The 12371-nt window shown below is 61.9% G+C and carries 12 protein-coding genes and 1 pseudogene; 8 read left to right on the forward strand and 5 right to left on the reverse strand.

Features of this window, described 5'->3' with window-relative positions:
* The first annotated feature begins 3 nt into the window (after nucleotides 1-3).
* The gene (locus tag AC1L34_RS00790; RefSeq protein ID WP_424296640.1) at nucleotides 4-987 is read left to right on the forward strand and encodes a MerR family transcriptional regulator; all 984 of its coding nucleotides are present in this window, start codon (nucleotides 4-6) and stop codon (nucleotides 985-987) included.
* Here AC1L34_RS00790 and AC1L34_RS00795 read toward each other — a convergent pair.
* A complete protein-coding gene (locus tag AC1L34_RS00795; RefSeq protein ID WP_424324934.1) occupies nucleotides 966-1973 on the reverse strand; it encodes a CapA family protein in 1008 nt (335 codons plus the stop codon). The two genes, AC1L34_RS00790 and AC1L34_RS00795, sit on opposite strands and share 22 nt — an antisense overlap.
* 284 nt (nucleotides 1974-2257) lie before the next feature.
* Between AC1L34_RS00795 and AC1L34_RS00800 the strand changes: the two genes are divergently transcribed.
* From AC1L34_RS00800 to AC1L34_RS00815, 4 genes are all read left to right on the forward strand, one after another.
* Nucleotides 2258-2692: a YciI family protein gene (locus AC1L34_RS00800; protein WP_424296643.1), complete on the forward strand. Its 435-nt coding sequence runs from the start codon at nucleotides 2258-2260 to the stop codon at nucleotides 2690-2692.
* Nucleotides 2685-3533, forward strand: coding sequence for a Cof-type HAD-IIB family hydrolase (locus tag AC1L34_RS00805; RefSeq protein WP_424296645.1), 849 nt, complete (start codon nucleotides 2685-2687; stop codon nucleotides 3531-3533). The genes AC1L34_RS00800 and AC1L34_RS00805 overlap by 8 nt, the downstream gene beginning before the upstream one ends.
* A 32-nt stretch (nucleotides 3534-3565) precedes the next feature.
* Entirely contained in the window at nucleotides 3566-4189 is a 624-nt protein-coding gene (locus AC1L34_RS00810; protein ID WP_424324933.1) for a YoaK family protein, read from the forward strand.
* A gap of 72 nt (nucleotides 4190-4261) precedes the next feature.
* Nucleotides 4262-5206 carry a hypothetical protein gene (locus AC1L34_RS00815; protein WP_424296648.1) on the forward strand — a complete coding sequence of 315 codons (945 nt, stop codon included), beginning with the start codon at nucleotides 4262-4264 and terminating at the stop codon, nucleotides 5204-5206.
* Between the two features lie 57 nt (nucleotides 5207-5263).
* Here AC1L34_RS00815 and AC1L34_RS00820 read toward each other — a convergent pair whose 3' ends face one another.
* From AC1L34_RS00820 to AC1L34_RS00835, 4 genes and pseudogenes are all read right to left on the reverse strand, one after another.
* The gene (locus AC1L34_RS00820) at nucleotides 5264-6052 is read right to left on the reverse strand and encodes an amino acid ABC transporter ATP-binding protein (protein ID WP_424296650.1); all 789 of its coding nucleotides are present in this window, start codon (nucleotides 6050-6052) and stop codon (nucleotides 5264-5266) included.
* Between the two features lie 5 nt (nucleotides 6053-6057).
* Nucleotides 6058-7802 (reverse strand): annotated as a pseudogene (locus tag AC1L34_RS00825) (ABC transporter substrate-binding protein/permease).
* A 110-nt stretch (nucleotides 7803-7912) separates the two neighbouring features.
* On the reverse strand, nucleotides 7913-8248 hold the full coding sequence (locus tag AC1L34_RS00830; protein WP_424296654.1) for a histone-like nucleoid-structuring protein Lsr2: 336 nt from the start codon (nucleotides 8246-8248) through the stop codon (nucleotides 7913-7915).
* Nucleotides 8249-8405: 157 nt separating this feature from the next.
* Complete coding sequence (locus AC1L34_RS00835) at nucleotides 8406-9140, reverse strand: hypothetical protein (RefSeq protein WP_424296655.1); 735 nt, start codon at nucleotides 9138-9140, stop codon at nucleotides 8406-8408.
* Nucleotide 9141: 1 nt separating this feature from the next.
* Between AC1L34_RS00835 and trhO the strand changes: the two genes are divergently transcribed.
* The 3 genes from trhO to AC1L34_RS00850 all read left to right on the forward strand — a co-directional run bounded on the left by trhO (nucleotide 9142) and on the right by AC1L34_RS00850 (nucleotide 12356).
* Nucleotides 9142-9999 carry an oxygen-dependent tRNA uridine(34) hydroxylase TrhO gene (trhO, locus tag AC1L34_RS00840; RefSeq protein WP_424296657.1) on the forward strand — a complete coding sequence of 286 codons (858 nt, stop codon included), beginning with the start codon at nucleotides 9142-9144 and terminating at the stop codon, nucleotides 9997-9999.
* Complete coding sequence (locus tag AC1L34_RS00845) at nucleotides 9996-11084, forward strand: CobW family GTP-binding protein (RefSeq protein WP_424296659.1); 1089 nt, start codon at nucleotides 9996-9998, stop codon at nucleotides 11082-11084. The genes trhO and AC1L34_RS00845 overlap by 4 nt, the downstream gene beginning before the upstream one ends.
* A 177-nt stretch (nucleotides 11085-11261) precedes the next feature.
* Nucleotides 11262-12356: an N-acetylmuramoyl-L-alanine amidase gene (locus AC1L34_RS00850; RefSeq protein ID WP_424296661.1), complete on the forward strand. Its 1095-nt coding sequence runs from the start codon at nucleotides 11262-11264 to the stop codon at nucleotides 12354-12356.
* Nucleotides 12357-12371: the final 15 nt, after the last annotated feature.

A 12371-nucleotide genomic window follows, 5' to 3' on the forward strand; every position in this document is an offset into this window, starting at 1 on the left:
GAGATGCGGATTGGTGAGGTGGCCCGTCGCTCCGGGGTGAGCGCCCGAATGCTTCGGCACTACGAAACCCTCGGCCTGGTAACCCCAACCGGACGGACCTCGTCCGGCTATCGGGATTACCTTCCCGCTGATCTCGCCCGGATCTTCCACGTAGAGAGCCTGCGTTCGATGGGACTGTCGCTGCGCGAGGTTGGCCGTGCACTGGACGACCCCGACTTCGCCCCCGACGCGCTCGTGACCCAACTCGCGGAACGGACCGCCGCGCAGATTGCCGAAGGCGAACAACTTCTTCGGCGACTCAATGCGATCGCCGAACGCGGCCTCGACGACTGGGACAACGTGCTGTCGACAATTGCACTGTTGGAGGCGTTGTCGTCACCTAACGCCGGACGACGACAACGCGCTGCGCTCACCGCCACCGGCCGAACGGCCCCAACCTCAGCGCTCGTGGAGTCGTTGCTGCACGAAGACGAGCCCAATGTCGCCGGGGCGCTCCGGTGGGCCCTGGTCCGGGCAGGTGACGCAGTTCCGTTGCTCGCCGAAGCCGCACGACGCTCAGATGTGCGCGAACGTACTCGTGCGGTCCTCGCCTTAACGGAGATCGCAGGACCGGCGTCAACTGCTGCCCTGACGGTTTCGGTGTCCGACCCCAACCACGAAATTCGGGCTTCGGCCGCTCTCGAACTGTGCCGCCGGGGCCAGCCTCCACACCCTGACGTCCTCATCGGGCTGATCGTCGACGGCATCCGCGATGTGGACGCAGCCGATGCACTCGCCGTCGCCGCAAATTCTGAACTCCCCGAGCAGACCGTCGCGTTCGCGCTGATCGCCAAGTTGTCCGACGCGAACCCGGGGGTGCGGCGACGAATTACCCAGGCTCTCGGTGAACTCCCCGGTGCAGCGGCGCAGGCCGCACTGGCCGCCCTCGTCGACGACGAAGACGAGCAAGTAGCGCGGACCGCAGCCTACCTGCGACGACCGTCCTGATCGGCAGGTACCGCAACAAAGTTGGTGCCGATGGTGCCGTTTAACTTGGGCGAGAGTGAATTGATGAAGCCGAGAACGTCGGTGCGTTCGGCACCCGTATACGGCGTGGGCTGGTAGTCGTTGATCGCCTCGGTGGACGACAACCGCATGGGGATCACCCGGAACGACGACCCAGCCACCTTGTTGTTTCGCACGTCAAACCGTGTCTGCACCACCATGGTTCGCTTGTCGGTCGGATTGGTGTTGCCCCCGAACGCGAAGTTGCCGAGCGAGTACGCGATCAGCTTGCCCTTGTATGTGGACATGGACTGCAGGACGTGCGGGTGCGTGCCAATCACAGCGTCGGCACCGTTGTCGATCGCGAACGTCGCAAGCTCGCGCTGCACGTCGTACGGTTCATGCTGGGATTCGATTCCCCAATGGAAGAACGGGATCACCACCTGGGCCCCATGAGCGCGCAGCTCTTGGAAATCACTGGCGATCTTGCCGCGGATGTCGGGGGTATCGAGCCAGGTCTGATAGCCGACGAGGCCGACTTTCACGCCCTTCACATTTCGGATTAGCGAGTAGTCGTAGTCCGAGCCCTCTGATTCGGACCCGGTACCGAAGTACTCGACACCGGCGTCTTGCAGTGCTTTCGTGGTGTCGTCGAATCCGGGGCGGAGGTAGTCGTAGGTGTGGTTGTTGGCGAGGGTCACCGCGTCAATACCGCCAGCCGACAGTGTCTTGGCGAGGGCAGGTTCGCCGCTGAAGTGGTAGTTTTCGCCTTCGCCCTTGTAGCGCTCGGTGGTGGCGGAGGTGAGGGCCACCTCGAAGTTCGCCACAGTCAGATCGTCGTTGTCGAAGTACTGCTTCACATTTCGGAAGAAGTAGTCGGGGGCCTTTCCGTTATCGGCCCACACCTGCGGCAGGGTATTGCCGCCGAAATCACTGTCGGTGCCGAGAATATTGTCGCCGGTCCAACTGATTGTGATGGTCTGGTTCACTGGTGCGGGAGCCGACGATTTCGGGTCCGTTTCGGAGGGAGGGGCCGTGCATGCAGTCAAGGTCAGCGCACTGCTGAGAAGCAGGGTCGCCACACGGGGGAGGGAAGATCGGTTGAACACTCCGCCCATCCAATCCCACAGCCAGGCATTGTGGCAGTCGGGTAATCGGATGAAGAATGTTCTCCCGACCGTGTCGATTTCTGGTCTCCCCGTTCAACGTGCTCATTCGCGGGCCAAATCGGGCCTTCGTCATCACATCCGCACCATTATCGGAGGAGTAGAAAATGAAGTACATGCTGATTATGCGAGTCAACGACGACGCCGCGTTGGCCGCAGGTGAGGAAATCCCGTTCGAGGAAATGATCAACCGGATGGGCGCCTACAACGATGCACTCGTCGACGCGGGTGTGCTCCTCGCCGCCGACGGACTGTCGGACCCGTCGGAGGGGTTCGTTGTCGACTTCGCGACCGATGATCCCATCGTCACCGACGGCCCATACGGCGAGATTCACGAACTGTTCAACGGTTTCTGGATCCTGGAAGTGGCCAGTCGTGAGGAAGCCGCCGAATGGGCGCGCCGCTGCCCGCTGGGTCCCGGCACCAAACTTGAGGTGCGCCGGGTGACCGACGAGAGTGACTTTGCCGATTTCGCCGACAACGATTACATCCAGAAGGAAGCCGAGCGGCGGGCAGAACTCGGCGAGTCAAGGCATGGTTGATCGCCTCCCGCGCGGGGAGATCACAGCGAAGGAATTGGCTCTCGCCGACATAAAACTGGTCGTCGCCGACATGGACGGCACGCTCCTCAACGAAGCAGGTCTGGTACCCGACAGGTTCTGGCCGCTCCTCGCCGAACTCACCAAGCGCGGTATCGCCTTCGTTCCGGCGAGCGGACGTCAGTACTACACGCTGCTCGATCTCTTCGACCGCCATCCGGGCATGCTTTCGTACGTCGCCGAGAACGGCAGCATGGTGATGCACGACGGCGCGCTATTGTCGTCGTCCAATGTCGATCCCGCACTTGTCCGCACCGTCGTCGAGACGGTACGCACCACCAGCGAAGATCGGCTGCGGTTGATTGTGCACCGCGTCGACGGTGCGTTCATCGAATCCGAAGACGCCGACTTCCTGGCGCATGCACGGCAGTATTGCGTCCGGCTCGACGCGGTTGAAGACCAGTTGGCGATCCCCGGTGACGTCGTCAAACTTGCCATTTACGATTTCGCCGACGCCGAGCACGCAGCGTCGAGCATCTTTGCGCCGCTCGTCGGTGAACACCAGTTGGTAGTCTCGGGGCAGCACTGGATCGACATCACCGCACCGGGAACGCACAAAGCGCAGGGTGTGCAGGCACTGCAACGACTGCTCGGGGCCGGTCCGGAGAACACGATGGTCTTTGGCGACTACCTGAATGACTTGGAGATGCTTGACGCCGCGGACTTCTCCTTCGCGATGGCCAACGCGCACGCCGCCGTGGCCGAACGCGCCCGTTTCCGCGCACCCAGTAATGCCGATGAAGGAGTGTTGACCATCCTGCAACGACTGTTGGCAAGCCGGTGAGGTCTGCTCGTCGCCGCGAAGTTGCCCTGGCGGTGACCCTATCGAGCGTGGCTGGCTATCTCGATGCCGTCGGTTTCATCGAACTCAAAGGCCACTTTGTGTCATTCATGAGCGGCAATACCACCGACCTGGCCGCGCAACTCGGCACCGGGTACCTCACGAGTATCTGGCTCGTTGCGGGCTTGCTGGTTAGCTTCATGGCTGGCGTGGTGATCGGTGCGGTCGCCGCCCGCTTCGGCGATGGGCGCATCACGGTTCTGGTGACCACCACGATTCTCCTGGTGCTGACATGTGTGATTGCCGTTGTTACCGACCCGGCGACTGCCGCCGCAGCCGGGCTACCGGCGGCGATGGGCGCGATGAATGCGGTCTTCCTCAATAACGGCGAAGTCAGCATTGGCCTCACCTATATGACGGGCACCCTGGTGAAGGCTGGGCAACAGTTCGTCGAAGGACTGGCGGGCGGCAAGAAGTGGCTGTGGCTGCGCAATCTGTCTCTGTGGACGGCGCTGGCTGCCGGCGGAGTGATCGGTGCCCTCATGCACCGACTCATCGGTGGCGGTTGGGCAATGTGGCTCGCGACCGGAATCGTCGCGGTGGTCACTGTCGCCACCATTGTGATTCGTCAGATCGAGTCCGTCTCCCAAGAGCCCTGACGGGGACAACTCGGGCGGGGGACTGCTCTGGCGGGGACAACTGCAACGGGGCCACCTCGTAGCATGAGTGCCATGCCAGCCGACTCTGCCGATCTCGCCGCTCGACTCCTCGACGCTCATGTGGCGCAGCAGCGTCGGCAATTGACCGACCCGCACGAGTTCGCGGCGCTGGTAGACGAGGAAATTACTGCCTTTCTCGACGTTGCCGACCAGTTGCCGTTGGAGACCGCTGTGTCCCGCGATTTGATCAAGGCGGTTGCACGCAAGTATGCGATCGCGTTCCCCGTCGACGGCGAGATCCCCGGTCTCGTCGGTGCCGTCGCTGAACGGCTCTACCAGTATTCGGCCGACCACGACACGCGACTTCAGGACGTGCTCGACCGCCGCCGTTTCGAGGAACTCGCGACCGGAATCGCCGACCTCGGACTGTCGCGTCGCATCGTGGAACGAGTATTGACGAGTCCGGCCTCAGAGGACGCGTGCGTTGAGGCCGTGCAGCGAGCCGTTGATCCGTCGCGTTTGCCCGGCAAACTCGCGGGCATCGTCGAGACTCTGGTGGAACGGGTTGCGCGTCGCGGCACACGGTATGTGCTGGCGGTCAACAGCGCTGAGTCCGATCACCTCATTCTCGACGCGGCCCGAGAAATGTGGTTGTGGCTTGCCAGCACTGATGAGCAGGCCGACCAGGTGCGTGACATTCTCAGCGATGGGGACGTCGAGGACACCATCGTGTTGGTGTTTGAGTTCTGGCGATCGTTCCGCGAAACCCCGTACTTCGGTGCTCTGCTAGATGAGGGCATCGACGAAGTCTTCGACACGTACGGGCAGACTCCGCTCTCGGAAATCCTCGACGAACTCGGTATCGCACGGACCGACCTCGTCGAGGAGGCTATGCGGTTTGGTCCGCCGGTGATTACTCAACTCGACAGCGACGGCATCGTTGAATCGGCCCTGCGCCGCCGGCTGGCCCCGTTTTATGCCTCCGACGAATTCGCCGCCATTCTCGCGTCGGACTAACAGCCTCTTTCTATTTCTGCGACGATTCGACCCGCGGGTTGCGCTGCTCGCCGCGACCTACAGCACCTGCGACAAAAAGGTTTTGAGTCGATCGCTGTGGGCGTCGGTAAAGATCTGCTCGGGAACGCCCGATTCGACGACGACTCCCTCGTCCATAAACACCACGTGGTCGGATACATCGCGGGCATAGCCCATCTCATGAGTCACGACGATCATGGTCATGCCCTGCTGCGACAGTTCGGTCATTAACGCCAACACGCCCTTGACGAGTTCGGGGTCTAAGGCGCTCGTGGCCTCATCGAAGAACATGATCTCCGGGTTCATCGCGAGTGCGCGCGCGATGGCAACGCGCTGTTGCTGGCCACCGGAGAGAGTCGATGGCCGGGCATCGGCCTTGTGCGCCAATCCGACAGCCTCAAGCTGAGCGAGCGCGAGGGCGCGTGCCTCGTCTTTTCCGAGGCCGAGGAGCTTGCGGGGCCCCAGTTCGACGTTCTGCGCAACGGTGCGGTGCGGGAACAAATTGAACTGTTGAAACACCATGCCGATGCGTCGACGCAGCGCGTCGGGGTTTTCCTTCAACACGCTGACGCCATCAATCAAGATGTCGCCTTGCTGCGGCTCATGGAGTCGGTTGAGCACGCGGAGCAGCGTTGATTTGCCGGAGCCAGACGGGCCAATCACGGTGGTCGTGGATCCGGCGTCGACGTGCAGGTCGACGCCGCGGAGCACGTGATTGTCGCCGAACGACAGGTGCAGGTCTTTGCCGGTGAGCGAAACGGCTTTGCGCGTTACCGCAGCTGGCGGGGGAGTCGCGGGATCGGGTGTTGAACTCGGGGATGTGCTCATGGGGCTCACGCCTTTCCAATGCGCAGTCGGCGGTCGATGTAGTTCACCAGGTGCGTCAGCGGGACGGTCATCACCAGGTACAGCAGGCCAGCGGCCAGCAGCGGCGTTAGATTGCCGCTGTTGGCGTTGAAGTCCTTACCAACGGCGAAGAGGTCGCGCTGCAACAAAGTGAGGCCAAGGAAGTAGATCAGTGACGAGTCTTTGATCAGCACAATGAACTGGTTAACCAGCGCGGGGAGCACGCGTCGAACACCCTGCGGAACAATCACCAGCCACATGGACCGGTTGTGGGAGAAACCGAGGGCCCGAGCCGCCTCCATCTGACCGGGCTCCACACTCTGAATACCCGACCGAAAGATCTCGCCGATATAGGCCGCAGCCAGCAATGCCAGCGCCACCGAGCCCAGCCAGAAGGGATTACCGCCGGTGAGGTTCTTCACCACCGGACCAAAGCCAAGCCCGACGATCAAGATAACGACAACGGCAGGCAGCCCCCGGAAGATGTCGGTGTAAACGCGCGCGGGCCACCGCAGCCAGCGGGTGCGTGCCATTCCCGCCAACGCCAACAGCATTCCGCCGATGGTCCCGAGAATGCCCGAGGTGATGGCGATTTTCAGGGTGTTGATGAGCCCGGTGGAGAGCAGTTCGGGAAGTGCCTTTCGGAACTGCTCCCCATTGAGGAAGGTGGCGCGCAACTGCTGCCACGTTCCCTTCGATTCGACGGCGGTCTCGGTTTTCGGCTTGTTCGCGTTTGCTGCCGCAATGGCGGCGAAGTCGGGTAGCTGCGGCATTGGCGCCGCCTTCGATCCGGGCTTCCAACCTTCCGGTAACTGTCGGGCGCCCAGTCGCTGTAAAGCCGGGCCCACGTGCCGTCCGCGATGATCGCGTCGAGACCGCTATTGAGGGCATCGCGCAGTCCGGGATTGTTTTTCGCGACAGCCCACGCTGTGAAGTTGTTGATGCTGAAAGTGTTTTCCAAGATCTTCATGCCGTCAGCGGGCTGAACCGTCCCCTCGGCCTGCTGACTGGGGGCCACCCATGCGTCAATTTGCCCGGACTTGAGATTTGCGTATGCGGTCGCATAGTCGGGGTACTTCACTGGATCGAACTTCAAGATGTTGGTGACGTAGTCGTCCTGGACGGTGCCTTGGACGACGCCGATGCGCGTGCCCGCATTGAGGTCGGTGAAACCTTTGATCGCACCGTTCGAGGGGCCGACCAGTGCGAAGTAGCCGAAGTCGTAGCCGTTGGTGAAATCGACCGTCTGACGACGCTCGTCGGTCGTGGTGATCGACGACGACCCCACGTCGAAGCGTCCGCCGGCGACCTGAGCGAGCAAACTTGAGAACTCGGTCCCGATGAACTCCACCTTCAAGCCCAGCTTGGCGGCGATCGCCTTCAGCATTTCGTTGTCCATGCCCGTGTACTGCTGGGCGGAGTTGACGCAGATGCTTGGCGGGGCGTCACCGAGCGTCCCGACCACAATGGTGCCGGGCTTGGACAGCTTCAGCGTTGAGATGTCGATCGAGTCGACGGGCGCGGTGGTGGCGGTGGTGAACCGATCGGGAGCCTGTGCCGATGTTGCCAGATTGGTTGGCGCCGATGAAGCGCTCTGCACGCCGGGCGGTGCGCAGAGGCCGGAATCATCGGAGTCTGATGCGGAGCCGGAACACGAGGTGAGGACCGCGACCAAAAAGGCAATGGCTAGGAGTGGGAGCCATCGTCGGCGAACTGCGGAAAGCAGGGTCATGGGTCAGAAGGGTAATCGTGCGGGACATCGAATCGGGAATTAAAACCAGGTAGATAGAAATGCGACTGCCCCCGAGGAGTCCTCGGGGGCAGTCGCGGGGAAGTGATCTATCAGTTCGCAGCGTTGTACGCGGCGACGATGTCGGCGGGGATGCGACCGCGGTCACTCACGGTGTAGCCGTTTTCCGTTGCCCACTTACGAACCGCTCGCGTATCGATTCCGGAGCGGCCACCCGCGGGTGCCGAACGGCGCGTGGCGCCGCCGCGGCTACTGGGACGCGACACGGCAACGTACGTCGCAACAAGATTGCGGAACTCTTCCGCATGCTCGGGTGAGGTATCGAACTCGAGGTTTTTACCATCCAAGCTCCACTGCACGGTCTCGAACTCGTCGAGCTCGGCACCGTCGAGATCGTCGACGATCTGGATAACGGTCTTCTTGGCCATGTGTACTTCTCCTCCGGGAGCGCTGGTAACGGGTGCAGCGATGAAAATGAGTAGCGAGATTTCGTGCTGGGGGTCATTCAAGCATCGATAACTATTCTTCTCGACAGACTACACGTCATCGAATATTTGTCAGAGACAAGTTCTTCAATTGGTTTGTTCAGCGGGCAGAAGTTGAAGTGGCGGGACTTAAACCCAAAAGCGATTTCGGTGCTCGTTCATCTCCTCGAATGTTCGAGTAGCCATCAGAGGTAATAGCGAATCCTGTGCCTGAACTTGACTCAATGCAGTACAGATCGCTGGAGTCGGCCAAGCACGCGAACCGATCAACGACGATTGAGTTGCCAGCGGGCAAGATGGTCGATCGGAACAGCACCGGGTAGCTATTTGAGCAGGCACCCTCTTTGGGGCCGTTTGCATCCACGACCGCATAGTCGCGCGCCCAGTCACATTTCTCGGGGGCATCAACTGGCCGCTGCCGCGCCCCGTCGATCTTTTCGCTGACGCACACCAGCGCGTTGGCACCGTTGTTGCCAGTGGAACAACGAATGCTGCGATCTTCGGTGGAGAAGTGATAGCCCGAAGCCGCAGACACTTCGCCGCTGACCGATGTGGAACCGACTTGGAACTGCGAGTTACTACTTCGCGGGGCGGCCCGGATCACGCGCGCCATACTCCACGGAGACGTCGGTTCGTCGGCCTTGCCGGTGACTGACGCCGAGGTCGGGGCCAAGGACGGCGCTGCCGACTCGGTGAGGAGGGCATCGGTGCCGGGGATCACGATCTTGCTGGGTGCAGCATCGGTGTTCAGCACGCCGCATGAGGTCAATGTGACGGCAGCAATACTGCCGAGGGCAATCAAGGCAACACGCATTCGGGGTCCGTACTCTGGCATTGTGTCGACTCCCAAGATTGTGCTGTTCTACGTCTTCGCGCCGCTGCCCGACCCGGAAGCTATCCGACTGTGGCAGCAGAGCGTCTGCGAGTCCGCTGGGCTTCGCGGCAGAATCATCGTGTCACCCCACGGCATCAATGCCACAGTCGGTGGCGATATCCGCGATGTCAAGCGCTACGTGCGTGCCACGCGCAGTTATCCAGCCTTCAAGCATGCCGATATTAAGTGGTCCGACGGTGTGGGCGAGGACTTTCCGCGGTTGAGCGTAAAAGTGCGCCCGGAAATCGTCACCTTTGGTGCGCCCGGTGAACTGAAGGTCGACGAGTCGGGCGTGGTGGGCGGCGGCACACGTTTGGCACCCGAACAACTCCACGAATTGCTTGATGCGCGTGGCGATGACGTTGTATTTCTCGACGGACGAAACAAGATCGAAGCAGAAATTGGTCGTTTTCGTGACGCGATCGTCCCGGATGTCGAGACCACCCGCGACTTCATTCCGTTGATTGAAAGCGGTGCCCTCGACCATCTCAAGTCGCGACCGATCGTGACGTATTGCACGGGCGGAGTGCGTTGTGAAGTACTTAGCGCACTGATGGCAGCACGCGGGTTTGATGAGGTTTATCAACTCGACGGTGGAATCGTGCGCTACGGCGAAAAATACGGCGATCGCGGCAATTGGGAGGGCTCGCTGTATGTATTCGACAAGCGGATGAAGATCGACTTTGGTGCCGATACGGCGGTAATCGGCAAATGCGTGCGGTGTGGATCACCGACCAGCGAAGTGATCAACTATCCCGACGGTGACGGCCGGGAACTCGCCGTCGTCTGCATTGACTGCCAGGCCGAACTAGCCCAATGAGGAAGGGGCCTCTGCCCGTAGTCGTGTTGGCGGGTTTCCTCGGTGCGGGAAAGACGACTCTCCTCAATCACGTTCTTCGTCATGCGGGGGGCCGCCGCATCGGGGTGCTGGTGAATGACTTTGGGTCGATCAACATCGATGCCCTGCTGGTGTCGGGCCAATCCGGTGGCACCATGAGCCTCGAAAATGGGTGCATGTGCTGCACCACCGATGCTGCCGACCTCACCGAAACCTTGGCCTCGATGGCGGCGCCCGGTAACGGGCTCGACGCCATCCTGATTGAAGCCAGCGGGATTGCCGAACCGAAAGCGCTGGTGCGGATGGTGCTAGCCGCCCGAAGCGAGGACGTCGCTTACGGGGGACTGGTTTACGTTATTGACGCGGCCAACTATGCCGAAACCATCGTCGAACATCCGCAAGTGGTTGAGCATTTGGCGATCGCCGATCTGGTGGTCTGCAACAAGATCGACCTGCTCCCCGACGGTGTCGACGTCGTCGAATTCGTGGAGACCGTGCGCGCGGCGAACCCGACAGCGCCAATCTTGCCGGTGACCGATGCCGCGATCGATCCGGAGCTGCTCTTCGAACCGTCCGAAGCGGTGGTCGTGGATGACACCCGACCCCGGCAACTGACGTTCGATGACCTGTTCTCCGATGATCCGCACGAACACTCACATAGTGCGGCCGACCCTCACCTGCACTCGGCATTCGATTCGGCCGCTCTGCAAACGCCTTTGCCGGTGGACCCGCGGGCGCTCGCTCGCTTTCTTGAGCGTCCGCCCGAGGGCGCCTACCGCATCAAGGGCACGGTGTTCGTTGACCTGCCCGACCACCGGCACTTGGCGTACACGGTCCAATCGGTCGGTGGTTTTATTCGCGTTGACACTGGGCCGTGGTCTGGTCGCGAAAGGGCGACTTCGCTAGTGGTGATCGGGGCCGGACTCGATGCGGAACGGGCGCGTGAAGCGCTCGAAGCGACGGTGCGGCCACCGGATCCAGCTGATGTGAACGGCATCTTGCATCTCACCCGACACGCCTACTCGCCGCCGGAGCGTTCACGCGCTGAGGACTTAGCGGATGGCTAATTTTCTGTTTCTGCGGATCACGGGAACCTAACGATTTCTGGCCTGTGAGCCTCCGGGTTTGCCGTCGGGTCTCAACCACTGGTTGACTGTTACCAAAGTTGTCCGTGTGACAGATGATGCTATTCCTTCGGAAGGAGAGTGGTGTGTGCCCGTGGGCCAACACACCCAACCCGCCCCATGCGCTTTTCAGCTGAGAAACCGACTGCTTCGTTTCCGCTCGCTAGGGCCCCTCGGCGCACGCTGATCGCGTCGTCCATTTTGGCTTCGTCGGCGATGGTCGGCGCGCTGTTGGCCGTCACGCCCGCCGCAGCGGCACCGAAGACCACGGAACTTGCAGGCAAGACGGTGTTCCTGGACCCGGGACACCAAGGGTCAGCCGCCGGCCACAACCTGTCAAAGCAGGTCAACGACGGTCGTGGCGGGACGAAGGATTGCCAGACCACCGGTGCCACGGCCCTCGGCGGAGTGCCTGAGCACACCATCAACTGGAACGTCGCCCAGGTGGTGAAGGCCGCGCTCGAAAGCAAGGGCGCCAAGGTCGTCATGAGCCGCAACGACGACACCGGCTGGGGTGGCTGCGTCGACGAGCGCGCCGCCGCCGCCAGCAAGTCCGGCGCGGACCTGGCCGTCAGCATCCATGCGGACTCCACGAGCACCGGCTCCGACGCCAAAAACAAGGGCTTCCACCTGATTGTGCCGACCCTGCCGATCCCCGACAAGGCTGTCGACGCAGCGCAGGGGAACGAAGGTCGCAAGGCGTCCAACACGATTCGTGACGCCATGTCGGGCGCAGGCTTCGCGCCAGCCAACTACCTCGGGGCCGTCAACGGCGTCGTCACCCGTCCAGATATCGCCGCCGTCAACCTGACTCGGGTGCCCGCAGCCTTCGTCGAAATGGGCAACCTGTCAGACCCAGCAGAGGCCGCCGTCCTGTCGTCGCCGGCCGGTGCCACCAAGTACGCGGTCGCCATCACCACGGGCATCACCAACTACCTGGGTGGCAAGGCCGCCGCAGCCAACCCGACCGCGCCCGCACCGGAACCGGGTGCAGCGCCGAACCCGACCGCGCCCAACGATCCGTCCGCATCCGACCTGTCCGACGTCAAGGGCGTTGAGGCGATCGGCCCACTGATCGACAAGCTCAGCAAAGCCAAGAGCCCTCAGGAAGCACAGCGAATTCTGATGACCGAAGGGCAAGACGTGTCCGCTGAGGTCCTCAAGGCGGTCCTGGCTGTCGTCTACGCAGTGTTCGGCGGAAAGCTACCCGTCTAGTTCCACTAGTCTGTG

It is taken from the genome of Gordonia sp. 34D (assembly GCF_056682775.1).